Here is a 17,681-nt window from a genome sequence, read left to right on the forward strand (position 1 = left end):
AGCTCGCTTATTGTACCGCCTCCGCCTTTCCCTCGTTGCGAGGCCGATGCCAGAGAATTGCCATGAGACCTACGACGATCAGCGTCCGCAGCACGGATTGATGCAAGAGATCAACGGCAATCACGGTCAACGCGACGAAGACGAAGTCAATCCGCAGCGCAAACGACCTCCTGCTCAACTGCACCACGGTGGAGAGAATTAATCCGACCGACGCTGCTGCAATCCCTTTTAACGCGGCCGTCGCCCACATGTGGTCACCGTGCGCCCGGTAGACGATACCGGCGATGAACATCAGCACACCGCCCGGCAGACACATCCCGAGAACAGCAGCGATTGCGCCCAGCGCTCCGCTTAATTTCTGCCCGACCAGAATTGCCATATTCGTAGCGTTCAAGCCGGGAAGGCTCTGGCTGATCGACAAAAGCTCGACGAATTCCCTGTCTCGCAGCCATTGCAACTTGGTCACAAGACGGCCGCGCAGATAGGGCACGACACCGCCGAAGCTGCTCGCGCCGATGATCAGAAATTCAAGGAATACTCGGCCGAGCGAAACGCTCACGGACGTTACCTCGTGGCCGGTTACCTGCGGCTTTGCGTCGATCTCATTCATGGCTCTGTGGCGCAGCTCCCTTGAGCCGATAGACCGTGGCAGTTTTTGTCACGCCGAGTGCAAGCCATCCCGCGACCTCGCGCTGCAACGTGGTGTAAAGCTGAGCCGCGAGCTTTTTCTGCTTCGCTGCGATGGCTTCCTTTCGATCGAACTTGAGCTGAAACGCAAACTCCCCCACTAGCGGCAACTGCTCACCACGAGTGCGCCACACGGCGACGTCGCATTTGGCTGCCAACCCCTTTCCTAAATCCAGGCTGCCCAGTGGAAGGAGAACTTCCTCGACAATTCCTTCATTAACCAGGCCGACCCATTCCCTGCCAGGCCGCTTCAATCTGGTCAACGGTGGGAAGACCTTGTCCAGCGTGGCGATGGATATCTTATCTTGTGCATGTGTTTGGCTCAGTGCGAACTGGCAGTTGTGTGAATAAAGGATCCGATAGCCCCCGATCTCATCCTTCAAAGGCAGCGCCTCCGCCTTGAACTTGATCCGGTACTTGCCGTCGATCCGCGGGCGGACATCCAGGGCCGCCGCCTTCTGCTCATTGGGATGACGAAATTTGAACACGATCTCAGGATCGCCCACGGGAAAGCCGTCCACGTAGGAGATCCGCCGACGCAGAATGAACGCGTTGGTGTAGAGCGCAAAGTCGGGTGTATCGAGGAAGACAATTTCTCTGATTTCTGGTCTGGAATCGGCTTTCTTGTCCTCGATGAAACCGACGCCGACCTGCTTCGCTGTTCGCCGGACGATCTTGCCGAAATCGCGCAAACTCTTCACTGACGTGAAATCGTCCGGCTTCAGGATGAGCTTCGCTTCTAGATATTGCACCCGGTTGAATGGCACACCATCGGCATAGGTCGCCGCCGCTCCAGACACATACGGCGCGTTGCTCATGGCTTTCCTTTGATTAGACTATTCGCGATAACAGTATGCCCTTTCGCGGGGATACAAGCTTGGACGCGATTGCGACGATTTGCATCCAAGTGCCTCGATAAACGACGTGCGCTTCGAGATCGGATTGGAAGCCGCAAGTCTTGACCGGCCTTACATCCCAAGACAGCACACGTTGCCTGTGAACGTGTCGCCGATGCGCCGCAAGCGAGCATGAAACTGGACCGCATGGCGCGACATCAGCGATTGCGCGGTGGCAAATTCATGCCCGGCGCGAGTCCCGGATTGATTTGCCCAGGTGACATGGCTCCCGGTACCGTTTCTGCAGGAATGGATTCCGTCGGGACGCTTTGCGTGGTCATTACCGGGAGGCAATTTGGGCGCGGCAACGGGTCGTTGAAGAGTTCTGTGAGATGATCCACGACATATTTGTGCATGTGATCGAACAAGTTAAGACGAGCAACCTCTGCTGCCGGTCGTACCGTAATCGTTGCAGTCATCCCGGACACCAGCGGCACGCCAGACGGGACTGTGTCGATCGAAATGCGAACCGGCACGCGTTGCGCGAGCCGCACCCAGGTATAGACCGGGTCGACATTGGGCAGCCCTTGCGCGCCCGCGGCCGCGTTCGACACGCTGATGCCACGGGTCACCGTGCCCACACGTCCGGTGACCGGCTGGCCATAGCCCATCAGTTTTGCTTCGGCGCGATCGCCGACACAGACACGTGCCAGCTTCGTCTCTTCGAAATAGCCGTCGATCCAGAAGCTGTCGGCATCAATGACCGAAATATTACTTGTCCCGGCATGCGCAAAATCGCCAACGCGCATCAGCAAATTGGTGACGTAACCATTAACGGGACTGACGACGCTCGTCCTCTTCAAGTTGATCTCTGCTTGCGCGAGTTGCTGTTGCGCGGCGTCGAGCGCGGCCTTTGCCTGAACGGCGTTGCCGGCAAAGATTTGCTGCTCTTCGGCCGTGGTGGCCAAGTTGGTCAAGTGCTGACGGCGTTCGGACTCGACCTGCTTAACCTGGAGATCGGCGGCTCGCTGCTGGACCGTCGCAACGCCGGTCCGCTGCGCTACTTCAAAATCAAACGGCTCGATGGTGTATAGTACTTCACCCTTGTGGACATACTGGTTGTCGACGACCCGTATATCGTTGATCTGACCCGATATCTGAGGTGAGACGTTCGCAACCTGTACTCGTACGGTGCCATCCCGTGTCCAGGGGGCCATCACATATTGCTGCCAGGTGAGAAGGGCAATCAAAAGCGCGACAAATGAGATGGCCAGTGTGGCAAGACGCTTGCCAAGCGAAGCGAGGAAACTCGCGGCGCCATGACGCCCTGGAGAAACGGGAGCCGACGAAACCTGCTGTCTATCACGGGCGATCTCGGGCTGGTTGCGTCCCACGGACTTGTGCACCGGAGCTGGATCCGGGCTTGCGCTCACATGATCCTGCGTTGCAGTGATTTGCGCATCCCGCGTTGCGGCGCGATCTTCAGAGGTGGGCATTCCCACGTTTGTCTCCTTCAAACCGTTAGCACCAGCAGCCCGACGATCGCGACATAGAGGCTGAGCTCTGCGATCGGCGGATTGCTGAAAAAACTGGGAAATCGCATGAAGTGCAAAACGGGACGCAGCACCATGATGATCGCGACTGCCATCAGGACATAGGAAATGATGGGTGCGACCAACACGCCGCCAATGATCAGTTCCCGAAAGGTCTGCGTCATGATGATGTCTCCGCAAGGGATTCCACACCGGAACGCGGCGGAGTGAACGCAACACTTGCGAGGACGAGCGCCGCGCTGGCACCGGCGACGGTAACGTCCCTGAGGGACGCGCCCTGGCGCAGCGCTTCGGCAGCGGCAATCAAGGATGCGGGATCCCGCCGCCCGAGCGCCGCGTGCGCGGCGCAGGCCTCCGCCCGCAACGGACCCCGCATCAGGCGATCCAGCTCCAGCTGGCTGACGCGAAGGGCCGCCGCCTGGTCAAAGCGAGTCATCGCCTCTTCCACAGCCGCCTGATGCTCTGGCGTACTGCCGCCAACGGCCAGAATTTCCGCGATCCGGCCTGCGTCGCGAAACATCGCCTCCTCCGGGGCAAGCTCCTGGTTTTGCCAAGATGGGAAGCGCCTGAGATCCCGACGTGCTGACGCCAGCAGCCACTCGCGGTGGCGGTCAGGTGATACCGGAGGAATAAGAATATCCGCAGCGAACAGAAGGCTGGTCGCGAGCACGAGGAAGAGAACGGAAAACAGAAATGTCTGCGGATTGTAGGTTTCCGGATTGCTGGGCGCGAAAAGAACCAGGATGAAGACGAGATTGAGCCGGCCAAGTGCCGATACGATCCGATTCGGCACGGTCATCAGGAGCGCGGCACCGATCATGAAGGGGGCCAGCGCGATCGCCAGCAGGGGAAACGCCGTGGCGCCGTCCAGAACGACGAACTCCAGTATGCCGGCCATCAGTGATGCGAGGGGCGCAACCACAACCGCGATCGTCGTGAAGGCCCGCGGATCAGGGGTCGTGGCCCGCAGCCCGATGATGATCGCGACGAACGACAGCGACACCTCGGTCGTGGACCAGCCGCTGAGCGCGAAGAAGGTTGCCACCAGCAGGAAGCAGGCGGCTGCTCGTACGCCGGACTCGGCCGCAATACGACGGGAACGATACAGAGGCGCGCGCCAGGCTCTTGACGAGCGCGTGCCGGCGACGAGCGCCGTGAGGCTTTCCCGCACTTCACCATCCATTCGGAGCATACGTTCGGTGAACCAAAGCGACGCTGACGCCAACAGGTCGCGCGAATCCATGTCGCGCTCGATTGAAAGCGCTCCGTGCGGCGATGCGACTAAGCCGTTGGAATTCGCCTCCAATTGTGCAACGACCTGCTCGCGCTCCCCAGGGGGAGCGGATACCGGCAACAGCTCAAGGGCACGTATTGCGAACAACTCGGCTACCATCCCTACCATCGCATCACGGGCGGCAGCGCTTCTCGCCGGACCATTGCTCGACTCCGCAGCGAGACTGTTGATATCAGGGCGCTGCGCGGCGATTTCACGCAACAATCTCGCGGTTGTCATTGCAGGCACGGGTTCTCCGCCCAGAACGCGTTCTGCGTAGCCGGTCAGGCGGCGCCGAAGGGCTTCGAGTTGAGCGGCCAGGCGTGGATGCTGATCCGGCGCAACGAGGAGATCGTTGATGACCGTGACGACGAGAATGCCGACGGCGATGGCGGCGCCGCGCGCTACGCCGGATTCGAAGACGTGCTGAGGGTTATCGATCTGCTGAACTGCGATAATTGCGACCGTGTAACCGCTGAGCGCAGCGGCGTAGGCACGATTGCCGTCCAGCAGACCCACCGCATAGACACAAATTCCCAACCACGCCGCGAATGCGCCGAGAAGCAGGGCTCCGGTCTGAACAAACATGCCAACGATGGCGACCGATGCCGCCACACCGATGACGGTCGCAATCAGCCGAAACGCCGCCTTTTCCAGCGCCTGGCCGCGGGTGGGCAGCGCGAGGACGGCGACGGTTACCGCTGCAGAAGACGGCGCCTCCAATTCGAGCCAGAAACCCACATAGAGCGCCACGACGATAGCCAGCCAGATCCTGATCGCGAAGGCCCACGAGCTTGCCGGAAACCCCGCAAAAGTCATTGGGCGACTGTCTATGGTAGTGCTCAAAGTGCTCTCCGACTTTCACGTGGATTGCAGTGTTGAGCTGTGCGTCGCGCGCAGGCTGACATGGCTGCCATCATCTTGCGATTTTCGTTGCTCGTTAAAACGTAACGGCCCGAGTTGTCGTTCTATTCGTAACCCACATCCGCCACTTTTCCGCGAAAGAGCCTGTAGACCACGAACGTGTATACGAGCGTGATCGGCATTACGAAGAGGCCGGCCCCCCAAAAGATGAAGTTCAGACTTGCCGGAGGCGACGCTGCTTGCTCGACCGTGAGCGAGAACGGAATCATGAATGGCCAAAAAGAGCAGGCCAAGGTGCCGAAGGCTGCCATGAAGATCAGCGCCGAGAACCGGAACGGCGCCGAGTCATTCCGCCGCTCCGCGCTCTTGAGCAAGCAAACCGCGGATATCGCTCCGATCAGTGGGAAGATCAGGAGATACGGACGCTCGAACCAGCGGCTCATCAAATTGAGATGCATAGCGAGCGCCAGCACAAAGGCCGTGGCGAGAAAAGCAAGGACGCCGACGGTCAGCACAGGCAGCAACTGGTAGGCACGTTCCCTTATCGGTCCTTCGCACTTCCAGACGAGCCAGCTTGCGCCGAGGAGGCTGTAGCCAAGCACGAGCCCAAATCCGCAAAGCGCTGCGAAAGGGCTGAACCAGCCAAACGTCCCGCCGATATAGTGAACATCCTTCATGGGTAGGCCCTCGACCAAAGCGCCGACCGTCATCCCCTGAATAAAGGTCGCCGCCACCGATCCCCCCACAAAACCCAAGTCCCAGAACCTGCGAAAGCCGATCGCCTTGTATCGAAACTCGAACGCGACGCCGCGCAATATCAATGCACACAACATCAACACGAGCGGGAGATAAAACGCCGACAGCAGCGCGGCATAGGCCGCCGGAAAGGCGCCGAACAGCACCGTGCCGGTGATGACCAGCCAGGTCTCGTTGCCGTCCCAGACCGGCGAGATAGCGCCGAGCATCTTGCGTCGATTGGGTTCGTCAGCAAACCCAAACAGGATGCCGACACCAAGATCAAAGCCATCCAGCAACACATAGAGCAATGTGGTAACCGCCAGCAGGCTTGCCCAGAACAGAATCATGCCCGGCTCCCTCCTTCTGTGGTCTCCGGAATCGGGGCGCCGATCACAGCAAGCGGGCGCTTGGAATTGACGCCAACGATGGGCCCCTTTCCGACGGGTCCGGCCCTCAAGAGACGATAGACATAGAGCGTTCCGAAGCTGAAGATGATCAGATAAACAGTGACGAAAATGGTCAGCGAAATCACTACGGCCTGAGCCGTCAGCGTCGGCGTGACCGCGTCAGCCGTCCTAAGCGCGCCGTACACGCTCCAGGGCTGGCGACCGACTTCCGCGGTGAACCATCCCGTTAGCGTCGCGATGAACGGAAGCGGAAAGCTCAGGAAGGTCGCCCACAGCAGCAACCGCTCTCCCCTCTTGCGGTCGACCACAAGTTGGAAAGAACCCAGCCACGCCACCGCCATCATCAAAAGCCCGCATCCGACCATCACCCGAAAGGCAAAGAACGGAATCGCCACGGGCGGCCGATCTTCCTTCGAAAAACTGGTCAACCCAACCTCCTTGGAGTCGAGCCGCATCGAGGCGATAAGGCTGCCGAGATATGGAATCTTCAGCTCGAAATGATTTTCTTCCTTCGCTTCATCCGGAATGGCGATGAGAACCTCGCCGGCAGGCTGTTCGTCATGCCAGCGGCCTTCGATGGCCGCAAATTTCGCGGGCTGTTTCTCGTGAACGTAATCCCCGTTCAAGTGACCCAGAAACAGTTGCACCGGAACGAGAACCGTCGCCAGGAACAGACCCATTCGCAGCATCAGCCTGCCTTCCACCGCGTAGGTGCCGCGCAAGCGATACCATGCGCCGGTCGCGGCGACACAGAACGCCCCGGTCAGATAGGCCGCGACCAGCATGTGAGGAAAGCGGACCCATACGACCGGACTGAAGATGATTGCCTTCCAATCGGTCGGGACGAAGATGCCGTTCTCCATTGCGTAGCCTGCCGGAGCCTGCATCCAGCTGTTGTTCACCATGATCCAGAAGGCGCTGAAGGTCGTGCCAAGCGCCACCAACATGGTCGAGACCAGGTAGACCAGCGGCGGCACCCGGCCTCGCCCGAAGATCAACACACCAAAGAACGAAGCCTCCAGGGCAAATGCCGTGAAGCTCTCGTACACCAGCAACGGCCCCTGAATGGGGCCTGTCACCTCCGATAGCCGGCTCCAGTTCATTCCGAATTCGAACGCGAGCACGATCCCGGAGACGACACCGAGCCCAAACGTCACGCCGAATATCCTGAGCCAGAATTCGAAGAGACGACGATACACCGGCTTCCCGGTGAACATGTGGAACGCCTCGAGCACAACCAGCCACGCAGCAAGCCCGATCGTGAATGACGGAAAAATGATGTGAAACGACACCGTGAAGGCAAACTGCACGCGAGACAGCAGAAGCGCGGTCCACATCATGTTATCGCTCCCGTTACTGCCGAAGCTCAGCGAGTTAGATTGACCTTCGCAAGGTCGATGAGTTGAGCCGCGCGGCCATCAAGAACCGCCTTCATCGTGAACATCCCGAAGTGGTAGGCCTCATCGACGGTCGTCTTGGGCGGCATGGCGAGCTCCTGTCGGGCACTCACCACGTCCAGCAGGACCGGGCCCTTGTGTGCGAGCGCGGTCTCGATGGCCGCCTTCAACTCCTGCGGCTTCTCAACCCGGATGCCGCGGACGCCCATGGCATCTGCCATCAGAGCAAAATTCGGATTCTTGAGGTCACAGCCGGTGTCGAGGAATCCGTTGGCCTTCATCTCCATTTCGACAAAGCCGAGCGTCCCGTTGTTGAGGACGATCACCTTTACCGGGAGCCCCATCTGGGTCAGCGTGAGAAAATCTCCCATCATCATGCTGAAGCCGCCGTCGCCCGACATCGAGATGACCTGGCGATCCGGATAGGTCGCTTGCGCGCCGATCGCCTGCAACATCGCATTCGCCATCGATCCGTGATTGAACGAACCGATGATTCGCCGCCTGCCGTTGACTTTCAGATAGCGCGCGGTCCAGATGATCGGGGTTCCGACGTCGCAGGTGAATACCGCATCGTCGGCGGCGAGTTCACTCACCAGGCGAGTCACATATTGCGGATGGATGATATTGCTGTTCGGGCCGCTCTCCGCCAGCGAGTCGAGAGCTTTCCTGGCCTTCTTGTAATCGATCAAAGCATCGTTGAGATGGCTGGAGTCCGTCTTCTCCTTGACCACCGGCAAGACGGCATCCAGCGTATCCCTGACAGTCCCGAGCAGGCCGAGGTGAAGCGAACAGCGATTGCCGAGCGCTTCCGGCCGCACATCCACCTGCGCGATCTTTGCGTTTTCCGGATAGAACGCGCGGTAGGGGAAATCGGTCCCGAGCATCAGCAGAGCGTCGCAATTCTTCATCGCCGCGTAGCCTGACGCAAAGCCCACGAGCCCGGTCATCCCGACATCGTAGGGATTGTCGTATTCAATGAATTCCTTGCCGCGAAAGGAGTGCACAATGGGTGCCTTGAGTTTGCGGGCCAGTTCGATGATTTGCGCGTGCGCACCTGCACAGCCCGCGCCGCAGAATAATGTCACCCGTGATGCTTCGTTGAGAAGGCCTGCCAATTGCTCGATCTCGGTCGCGCCCGGGCGGAGCACCGGCGCAGCCGGCACCATCCATTCCGGGACATCAGCGTCGATCTTCGTCAGCGCGACGTCACCCGGTAACACGATGACCGCAACACCTCTTTTTGCGATCGCGACCCGGATGGCCCGCTTGAGGATCTGTGGAAGCTGATTGGCACTCGAAACGAGTTCGACGTAGTGACTACATTCCTTGAACAGGCTCTCGGGATGGGTCGCCTGAAAATAGTCGATCCCGATCTCGCTGCTCGGAATATGGGAGGCAATCGCGAGGACCGGCACGCCGCTGCGCTGGCAATCGAACAGACCATTGATCAGATGCAGATTGCCGGGACCACAGCTGCCGGCGCATACGGCAAGGTTTCCGGTGAGATGAGCTTCGGCCCCCGCCGCGAAAGCTGCAGCTTCCTCATGGCGCATGTGGATCCAATCGATCGATTTTCTTCGCCGCAGCGCGTCGGAAACACCGTTGAGGGAGTCGCCAACCACACCGTAGACGCGCTTCACGCCCGTCTTCTCGAGGGTTTCGACCAGATATTCGGATGCAGTTTTGCTCATTGATTGTTCTTTCCTATCGCGCGGTTCCAATGTCGAACTCGGGCCGTTTCTCTGTTCTCCGGCGGTGAACCGCCGGCGATGATCTCACTTCCGTTTCAGCGGAACGAGTTTGCTCTCTGCGCGCGCAACCGGCAGGACGGAAAGCGAGCGCACGCCCTGCGCGCCGTGGATGAGCACACCTTCGATATCCGCCGTCGCGGACGGGCCGGTGTGGAAGCTGGCATAGTGCCTGTCGCTGAATTCGGGCCGGCGATAGGCGTGGTGCAGGTTGACGACGATGTCGGCGGGATCGAGCAGCACGATCAGGTGTTGCGCGAGGTAGGCGACCCCGTTGACGTGAAGATCGGCATCGCTCAGCAGGACGGAGCCGGTCTCCGCGACCGCGAATGATGCCCGGACGATGGCAAAATCGATATCCGCGAGATCCCGCGGCGCACCGACGTCAGCGATATCCCGGTTGCCCTCGATCTCCGGCACGGTAGAGCATACGACTTTTGCATCGGCGATGTTCGTCCGCACCGGCGCCAGGATATCACCGGAGGTTGGCGGATCGAGGAATACGCCGCCCATGCGGTGCAGATTGTCCTTGAAAGCAGACAGAAGCGAAGCCGGTGGGTCGCTGTCGAAGAAAGGGACGTCAGGCAGAGGCCGGTCCAAACGTGGTAGATTGGCTCGGATCGAAGCCAGGATGTCGTCGCGACTCGTCATGGCTTCGCGCCTCGATTTGCCTGATACCAGTTGTGGAAGGTTTGCTGGGCCGGATGCGGCAGTTCGCGGTGCTTCCCCCAGGCATTGAGGCCGTTGTAGATGACGAAACGCGGCAGATGGGCGAGCGCCGTTTCGGCCGAGGCAACCGCGGCGCGGTAGGCCGCGGGCCGGGACAACACCGCGCCGGCAGCCTTCATGGCGGCCTTTTTGACGAGCGGTACCTCATGCTGATTCACGAGAACCCGCCGCCACGCATAGATCTGCTCGTGGATGTTGATCTTCACCGGGCAGACATTGGTGCAACTGCCGTTAAGCGAGGAGGCGAATGGCAGGTTGCTGTATTTCCGCGCGTTGAAGGTGGGATCGATGATGAGACCGATCGGGCCAGAATAGGTGGCGCCGTAGCTCAGGCCCCCGCTGCGGCGATAGACCGGACACGTGTTCATGCAGGCGCCGCAGCGAATGCACTTCAGGGACGTCCAGAACTGCTCCAGGCCGAGGCGCCCGGATCGGCCGTTGTCAACGAGCACCACATGCATCTCGCCACCCGCCCGAGGTCCGCGGAAATGGGAGGTGTACTGGGTCATCGGCGACCCGAGGGCGCTGCGCGACAGGAGGCGGACGAGCACGGCCAGGTGCTCCATGCGGGGAATAATCTTCTCAATGCCGATCGAGGCGATGTGCAGCTTCGGTACGTTGGCCGATAAATCGGCGTTGCCCTCGTTGGTGCAGACGACGAATGTTCCGGTCTCCGCGACCACGAAATTGCCACCCGTCATGCCCGCTTCAGCGTTGAGGATCAGCGGACGCGTCGCCTCCCGTTGCGCTTCCGCCAGGTAGTGGACGTCACTATTGCCAGGGTCGGTGCCAATTGTACGTGAGAATACGTCCGCCACATCGCTGCGCAGCTTGTGAACCGCCGGCACCACGACATGGCTCGGATCCTCATTGTCAAGCTGCTGGATGCGTTCGCCCAGATCGGTCTCGATGACCTCGATCCCGACGGAAGCCATGTAAGGCCGGAAACCGCACTCCTCGGTCAGCATCGACTTGCTTTTGATCAACGACTTCGCACCATGGTCACGCAGGATGCCGTGCACAATCTTGTTGTGCTCGGCGGCGTCGCGCGCCCAATGCACGTGGATCCCGTTCGATCGCGCATTGGCCTCGAACTGGCCGAGATACTCGTCGAGATGGGTGAGCGTGTGTTCCTTGATCGCCGAAGCGAGCGATCTGAGTTCCTCCCATTCGGCAATACCATGCATCTCGCGGTCGCGCTTTTGCCGCAGATCCCAGAGCCGCTCGTCATGCATCTTCTCGTGTTCAGTAGCAGCGATAAAGCGCGCGGCAGCCTCCGCCTGGTCGATCGGTCGGTTGCCGTGGACTTTGGCGCCCCGCGGCTGCGGTTCAGGAGCCGGCCGCAGCGCCTTCGACGTTCCTTCGGCGTGATCTAGGCGGCGGCCGTCGCGGATGATGGCGTCCGGGTCGGGCCCGGCCCTCAGCTCGGAATGCAACATCGCGCTGTCGGCTTGCTCGTCCGCCGTACTCATGCGCTGGCTCCGTTCAGAATTTCGGCGATGTGAATGAACTTCATCGGCACGCCAATGCGCTCGGCGCAGCCTCGCTGATGCATGAGACACGAGCTATCGGCCGAGACAATGTATTCGGCGCCGGCCTGCGCATGGTCGCTGACCTTGTCGTAGCCCATCTTGGTGGAAACGACCTCCTCGAACACCGAGAAGGTGCCGCCGAAGCCGCAGCATTCGTTCGGGCGCGCCGGCCGCGCGAACTCGATTCCGTCAACTTTCGAAAGCAAGTCGATGGGTTTGGAGAAGAACGGCTCACGCAGTTCGGAAGGGAGCGCGTGCTTGAGCCGGCGCAGCGTGCCGCAACTGTTGTGCAAGCCAACCCGATGCGGGAATTTGGCCCAAGGAAATGCGTCGACCTGCTGTATGTCATGCAGGAATTCGACCAACTCGAAAGTCCGCGAGCACACCTGCTTGACCTCCTCGGTCTGCTCCATCGCGAAATTGTCCCGCACGTGGTGGACGCAGCTGCCGGACGGTGAGACGATGTAGTCGAAACCGGAGAAATTGCGCACGAATAGCGCCTCGGTGTCGGCACATTCGGCGTCGAAACCACTATTGGCCATCGGCTGGCCGCAGCAGGTTTGGTCGCGTGGGTAGTGGACATCATGGCCGAACCGCTCCAGGAGTTCGAGCGTCGCGATGCCGACCTTCGGGAAAAAGGCATCAATGTAACAAGGGATGAAAAGCCCGATTCGCATTTGTATCTCCTTGAATTGATGTCGCGGACGGTATCGAAAGCGGTCATCGTCGATGAGGCCGCCCACCGTATGAGAGTAACCGTCGGTACGATGGCGACGGTCCCACAGTTGTTAGCCCAACTCTTGAATAGAATTGACTCCAGCTGACGACTTCTGCCGTTCTAGGGCCATGACCAAATGCGGATGGACACGAGGTCGACGCCGCGCTTGTCATATCGGCTCGCGCCGGCTATCCAAGCCACGTCTCCAGCTGGATGGACTTTGACCAAACGCCCGCCTGAAGAGCCTAGACAGATGCGTTTGATCGGAAAGGCCGACGCTTAGGGCTATTTCGTTCAGCGATGCCGAACTAGAAATCATCAGATGACACGCCCGCTCCAGCCGTCTCCTCATTACGTAAGCGTGCGGTGGTTCTCCGAAGGCTCGCTTGAAGGATCGCGCGAAATGCGATGTGCTCCGCTGCGCCACGGCGCTGAGGTCATTGGCACGGATGGTCCGGTGCAGATTTTCATCGATGAAAGCGTGCACGCGCGCTATCTGCCAGGCAGCTAATGCGCCGGGTTCGGCGCCTTTGGCGCGCGAACGGCGTTTGACCTCCGCTCGCAGGATCGACGATGCTTTGGTCAGCGCCGCCCTCGCCGCCTTATCGTCGCGCTCTAGCTCACGCTTCGCGATCTCGAGAAGCGCGAGCACGTCATTCACGAATTGCTGCGGGTCGAGTGGTGACAGAGCATCGTCGAACTGGTCGGCGGCTGTCATCGTGATTCCGCTCCTTTGTGCCGGCGACCGCTCCTGTTCTCCGCACTGCCTGCGAGAGCGACGACGAGGCCAACGAACGAATAGCCCCGTCCTTTGATGTTTGCGATGTAGCGGTTGCCAGATTGGCCGTCACCAAGCGCTCGGCGGAGCGCGAATACGTGGACCCGAATGCTGCCGTCCCCCACGCAGACTTCCGGCCAGACCCGATCGAACAGCTCCCGCTTGGCGATTACCTCGCCTGGCCGCTCGGTAAGACAGATCAAAATATCCAATGCTCGACCGCCGATGTGAATCACCTGACCGTCGCGCCGGAGCACCCTCTCGCCAATCGAGAGTTCGAAAGGGCCGAACCTTAGCTTTCTGTAAGCTATTGTTCCATGCATGCGCATCAACCAAGATGAGGAATTTCTCCGGTCATGCCTGCTGTCGGCCGACGCAGCAATTGTGCTTACGGCAAGCTGCGCCACACCAAGCTCGTAGTCGCTTTCACGCTTCTGGAAGGGACGGACGACACTATGGTATAATCAAATCGCCCCCAAGCGGAGGATTGAGACGAACCCGTCCGCTGCGACCGAAAAGGCGGGAACGATCGACGCGCGCTGGCGATCGTGTGAACTTTCCAATCGCCGAGTCGCTTGCACAAAGAATAGCCGATGACAGAACGGTTTCTGCTCGGACCCGCCAAGGGCGTGAGCTGTTGCATCGCCGACGAATTGCCGAAGCAACCTGTCACGCGCCTCTTAGCCCTTAATGTAGCGTCGGCAGGCTAAGGCACGTCTCCACTTCCCTTTGCGCGCGCTAGGGCAGTCTGAATACAATTCAAAAGATCGCTCTCAGCGAACGGCTTGGGCAAATAGCAAATGATCCCCGCTTGAAGTGCGCGGGTACGAACATCATCGCTCGGATAGGCCGTTATCAGAACGGTGGGCATCTCTTTGCCCAATCCCGACAAGGTCTTGTACAAGTCAAGGCCGTTCATCTTGGGCATGTCGAAATCGACGACTAGGCAGCCGGTGCGACTGAGTTCTGGTGAGCGTAAGAAGTCCTCCCCCGACGAAAATGCCTTAGCAATCAATCCTATCGAACGCATCAAAACTTCTATTGCGTTCGCGACCGCCTGGTCGTCATCGACTATGGCAACTATTGATTTGCTATTTGGCACTTGGCACGACCGGTAACCGCGAAACAGCGTTTGGGAAACGGGTGTGATCCGAGACCCTCGTTATCCAACCCAGGCGCGACCGCTACGTGCTTCGATTCATGCGAAAGCAGCGCGACTGACGATTGACTTCGGAGGATCGGGACTTTTGGGTCCATGGAGGAAGGTGCGTCACAGGCATTGACCTTCATTCACCTTATCCTCTGCCAGCTCAAAAGAGCCCCTCCCGCTTGGGTCGCGCTGGAGGACAAGGAGAGGCCAAAAGGAGTGATCGGCATCGAAGGAGGAGAATACCATCATAACGGCGAGCACCGTCGCTCACTATTGATCTAAGGGAAAGATGGGAGTGCCAAATGGCAGGGTATGAACTATACGAAGGTTGTACTCTGCCAGCTTTAGGCCTCAACTCGCCAATCGCCGGTGGCTGCGGTCTCGGAACCGGACTGGGCCATTGGTCCCTCTACCGGCGATGCGATAATCTGCTATTCTTCGATGACGGCCGAGAAAGGCTGAAGTGCGCATGTCAACGAGGAACATGTGGTAGAGCAATCACCAACAGTGATGGTTATCGACGACGATCCGGGAGTGCGGGACTCATTGGGAAAGCTGCTTCGATCGGCGGGCTTTCGAGTCAACCTTTTCGGTTCAGTGAGCGAGTTTCTTATGGCGAATCAGCCAGAAGGACCGACTTGTCTGGTGCTCGACGTGCGGCTTCCCGGCCAGAGCGGACTCGAATTGCAGCGCGGACTAACAAATGCCGAAAGACACCTGCCGATCATCTTCATCACGGGACATGGTGACATTCCAATGTCGGTGCAGGCGATGAAAGCTGGCGCAATCGAGTTCCTGACAAAGCCTTTCCGCGAGCAGGATTTGCTTGATGCGATTCAGCTCGGCCTTGCCCACCATCGAGCGCGGCTTGAGCAGGAACGAGCAACGGCAGAGTTGGCACTTCGTTTCGAAACGTTGACGGCGCGGGAGCGCGAGGTCATGGCTTTTGTGGCCACCGGGTGGATAAACAAGCAGATCGCAGCCAAACTCGGCGTAAGCGAAATCACGGTAAAAGTTCATCGTGGCCAAGTAATGCGCAAGATGCGGGCATCCTCCTTGCCTGACTTGGCACGCATGGCGGACCAATTGCAACTGCCCCCAACAAAACCGCTTAATCGGGGAAGCGTTGTCTAGCGCAAACGCTGAGCCAGCGCCTTGCGATCTTGTCCCGTTGCAGCGCGCCACGGATGATCAGAGCGCCGCCTAGACTCAACATCTGAGCGTCTCGGAAGCATTCCACTCACGGCGCGGCCGATGGATGAGCCGGCGCACTGAAACGAAAGATCGTGCCACGTGGGACGTTTGGACTCGCCCACAATTGTCCGTTATGCGCTTCGATAATCGACCGGCAAATCGACAGTCCAAGCCCTAAGCCGCCCGGTTTGGTGGTGTAGAAAGCTTCAAACACGCGATCGAGAGATGCTGGCGCCAATCCTAGACCTGAATCCCTCACCTCAACTGACACGCCTTCCGGTTCGTTACGGCTGACAATGAGCAATTGTCGTTCTTTTTCGCCAACGTCACGCATCGCTTCGATAGCATTGATGATTAAGTTAAGCAGTACCTGTTGCAGCTGGACTCGATCTCCCTGGACGCGCGCCAAGTCCTCCGCTAACCGCGTCTGCACGGAGACGCTATTGTTTGCGGCCTCCGCACGAGTGAGAGCGATAATCTCAAGAATGGCATCGTTGATCTCTACAGCGTCTTTTCGAGTGGGCGCCTTCTTGATGAGTGCGCGGACTCGTCCGACCACCTCGCCCGCGCGATTCCCCTCCCTGATAATAAGCGAGAGCGCGTCATCCACCTCATGAAAATTCGGCGGCTCGGCGTTTAGGAAACGCCGTGCGGCTAACGCGTAGGTGACTGCCGCTGTAATCGGCTGGTTCACTTCATGGGTGATCGAGGCCGTCAATTGGCCCAGCGTCGCGACACGGTTAGCGTGTGCAAGCTCCATTTGCGCTTCGCGATATGCCTCCTCGGCCCGCTTGCGTTCCGTCACGTCGATCTGTGTCGCGACCACCTCGACTGGTTCCCCATTTGTGGAGAACACGGGTTGGCGGATCGATTCGAGGTATTTGACCGTTCCGTCGGGTAGTACGATTCTGAATTCGCTCGAAAAGCCTCCTTTACCGTGTAGCGCGTCCTCAACCTCCGCGCGTACCCGGCTACGGTCATCCGGGTGGATCCGTTGCCACACCGCTTCGGGGTCCGGGACGCCGTCGCGCGGATCAAAACCGAAAATTCGATAAGTCTCCTCTGACCAGTAGAGAATTGCCGTCGCGTTGTATGCTGACGCACCGGTGTGACTCAGTCTCTGTGCTTCCGCTAGATGGGCTTCGCTGCGGCGTAGTCGGTCTTCGGCCTTCTTGGTTTCATCGATGTCAACAGACAAGCCATACCACTGGATGATGTGCCCCTCTCGATCACGCAGAGGCTCGCCACGAGAATGGTGCCAACGAAACTCGCCGTCCGACCGACGGAGACGGTGCACAGCCTGAAAGGAAGTTCCCGTCTGAAATGCGTAAGAAAGAGCCATTGCGGTTTCCGGGACATCATCCGGGTGTGCGAACGCCTGCCAACCACTGCGCTTGAAATCCTCAAATCCAATACCGTAATATTCCAGAAGGCGCTGATTGAGATGGGTCGGCTCGCTATCGGGGTCTGCTGACCAGAGGAAGCCCGGCACCGCGTCGATGATTTGACGGAGCTTGTATTCGCTCTCCCGCAATGCGTCCTCCACGGATTTGAGTTCTTCAATATCCGCGTTCACTCCAACCCACTGCAGCAGGGTGCCATCGCTCGCTCGGAGCGGTTCGACGCGACTGCGGAACCAGCGGTAGTTTCCTTGAGCGTTACGAACTCGAAAGCTCTCTTCAGAGAATTCCCCCGTGCGTAGACAGGTTGACCAGGATTTACGTGATCTTTCCTGGTCATCGGGATGCAACAACAGGATATGGGCATCCCACTGTACGCCAACATCGATGCCGAAACGTAGGGGATGATCTTCCGGAAGACCAAGGTAATCCGCGGTTCGCTTATTCACGAAGGTGAGCCCGCCGGACGGAGCCGCGTACCAAGTATATGCCGGAATCACGTTTAGCGTGGCTTGCAGCTGTGCCAAGAACTTGCACTGTTCTTCGGCTTTACTGCCTTTATCGACGTCGGTAGCCATCTTCCACCTGAGGGTTAGTGCATCGACCGAGTGGCGTGGCAGCCCCTATGGAGATCTCTTTCAAGGGTTTGGATACATTGCGCGAGGCAATCATATCGC

At 59.1% G+C, this 17,681-nt stretch carries 16 protein-coding genes; 2 read left to right on the forward strand and 14 right to left on the reverse strand.

Features of this window, described 5'->3' with window-relative positions:
- Nucleotides 1-7 precede the first annotated feature (7 nt).
- From LRP30_RS41880 to LRP30_RS41935, 12 genes are all read right to left on the reverse strand, one after another.
- A complete protein-coding gene (locus LRP30_RS41880) occupies nucleotides 8-610 on the reverse strand; it encodes a chromate transporter (protein ID WP_249758631.1) in 603 nt (200 codons plus the stop codon).
- Complete coding sequence (locus LRP30_RS41885; protein WP_249758632.1) at nucleotides 603-1,505, reverse strand: hypothetical protein; 903 nt, start codon at nucleotides 1,503-1,505, stop codon at nucleotides 603-605. Before LRP30_RS41885 ends, LRP30_RS41880 begins: the two co-directional genes overlap by 8 nt.
- A gap of 236 nt (nucleotides 1,506-1,741) precedes the next feature.
- On the reverse strand, nucleotides 1,742-3,019 hold the full coding sequence (locus LRP30_RS41890) for an HlyD family secretion protein (protein ID WP_249761955.1): 1,278 nt from the start codon (nucleotides 3,017-3,019) through the stop codon (nucleotides 1,742-1,744).
- A 17-nt stretch (nucleotides 3,020-3,036) separates the two neighbouring features.
- Entirely contained in the window at nucleotides 3,037-3,240 is a 204-nt protein-coding gene (locus LRP30_RS41895) for a DUF1656 domain-containing protein (RefSeq protein WP_249758633.1), read from the reverse strand.
- The gene (locus LRP30_RS41900; RefSeq protein ID WP_346016199.1) at nucleotides 3,237-5,195 is read right to left on the reverse strand and encodes an FUSC family protein; all 1,959 of its coding nucleotides are present in this window, start codon (nucleotides 5,193-5,195) and stop codon (nucleotides 3,237-3,239) included. Before LRP30_RS41900 ends, LRP30_RS41895 begins: the two co-directional genes overlap by 4 nt.
- A 122-nt stretch (nucleotides 5,196-5,317) precedes the next feature.
- On the reverse strand, nucleotides 5,318-6,298 hold the full coding sequence (cydB, locus tag LRP30_RS41905; protein ID WP_249758634.1) for a cytochrome d ubiquinol oxidase subunit II: 981 nt from the start codon (nucleotides 6,296-6,298) through the stop codon (nucleotides 5,318-5,320).
- Nucleotides 6,295-7,698, reverse strand: coding sequence for a cytochrome ubiquinol oxidase subunit I (locus LRP30_RS41910; protein ID WP_249758635.1), 1,404 nt, complete (start codon nucleotides 7,696-7,698; stop codon nucleotides 6,295-6,297). The genes cydB and LRP30_RS41910 overlap by 4 nt, the downstream gene beginning before the upstream one ends.
- A 26-nt stretch (nucleotides 7,699-7,724) precedes the next feature.
- Nucleotides 7,725-9,446 carry a ubiquinone-dependent pyruvate dehydrogenase gene (gene poxB / locus LRP30_RS41915; RefSeq protein ID WP_249758636.1) on the reverse strand — a complete coding sequence of 574 codons (1,722 nt, stop codon included), beginning with the start codon at nucleotides 9,444-9,446 and terminating at the stop codon, nucleotides 7,725-7,727.
- 84 nt (nucleotides 9,447-9,530) lie between these two features.
- A complete protein-coding gene (locus LRP30_RS41920; protein WP_249758637.1) occupies nucleotides 9,531-10,154 on the reverse strand; it encodes an LUD domain-containing protein in 624 nt (207 codons plus the stop codon).
- Nucleotides 10,151-11,671 (reverse strand): LUD domain-containing protein, encoded by a 1,521-nt coding sequence (locus tag LRP30_RS41925; RefSeq protein ID WP_249761957.1) that lies wholly within the window; start codon nucleotides 11,669-11,671, stop codon nucleotides 10,151-10,153. Before LRP30_RS41925 ends, LRP30_RS41920 begins: the two co-directional genes overlap by 4 nt.
- Before the next feature lie 29 nt (nucleotides 11,672-11,700).
- Nucleotides 11,701-12,441: a (Fe-S)-binding protein gene (locus tag LRP30_RS41930; RefSeq protein ID WP_249758638.1), complete on the reverse strand. Its 741-nt coding sequence runs from the start codon at nucleotides 12,439-12,441 to the stop codon at nucleotides 11,701-11,703.
- Between the two features lie 210 nt (nucleotides 12,442-12,651).
- The gene (locus LRP30_RS41935) at nucleotides 12,652-13,200 is read right to left on the reverse strand and encodes an AraC family transcriptional regulator (protein WP_249758639.1); all 549 of its coding nucleotides are present in this window, start codon (nucleotides 13,198-13,200) and stop codon (nucleotides 12,652-12,654) included.
- Between the two features lie 122 nt (nucleotides 13,201-13,322).
- On the opposite strand from LRP30_RS41935, the gene LRP30_RS41940 reads away from it, so the two are divergent.
- On the forward strand, nucleotides 13,323-13,556 hold the full coding sequence (locus tag LRP30_RS41940; protein WP_249758640.1) for a hypothetical protein: 234 nt from the start codon (nucleotides 13,323-13,325) through the stop codon (nucleotides 13,554-13,556).
- Nucleotides 13,557-13,966: 410 nt separating this feature from the next.
- Here LRP30_RS41940 and LRP30_RS41945 read toward each other — a convergent pair whose 3' ends face one another.
- Nucleotides 13,967-14,290 carry a response regulator gene (locus tag LRP30_RS41945; protein WP_346016242.1) on the reverse strand — a complete coding sequence of 108 codons (324 nt, stop codon included), beginning with the start codon at nucleotides 14,288-14,290 and terminating at the stop codon, nucleotides 13,967-13,969.
- A gap of 630 nt (nucleotides 14,291-14,920) precedes the next feature.
- On the opposite strand from LRP30_RS41945, the gene LRP30_RS41950 reads away from it, so the two are divergent.
- On the forward strand, nucleotides 14,921-15,544 hold the full coding sequence (locus tag LRP30_RS41950) for a response regulator (protein ID WP_249761958.1): 624 nt from the start codon (nucleotides 14,921-14,923) through the stop codon (nucleotides 15,542-15,544).
- A 106-nt stretch (nucleotides 15,545-15,650) separates the two neighbouring features.
- On the opposite strand, the gene LRP30_RS41955 is transcribed toward LRP30_RS41950, so the two are convergent.
- Nucleotides 15,651-17,582, reverse strand: coding sequence for a PAS domain-containing protein (locus LRP30_RS41955; protein WP_249758642.1), 1,932 nt, complete (start codon nucleotides 17,580-17,582; stop codon nucleotides 15,651-15,653).
- Nucleotides 17,583-17,681 lie beyond the last annotated feature (99 nt).

This window comes from Bradyrhizobium sp. C-145 (assembly GCF_023375135.1).
Classification (GTDB): Bacteria; Pseudomonadota; Alphaproteobacteria; order Rhizobiales; family Xanthobacteraceae; genus Bradyrhizobium; species Bradyrhizobium zhanjiangense.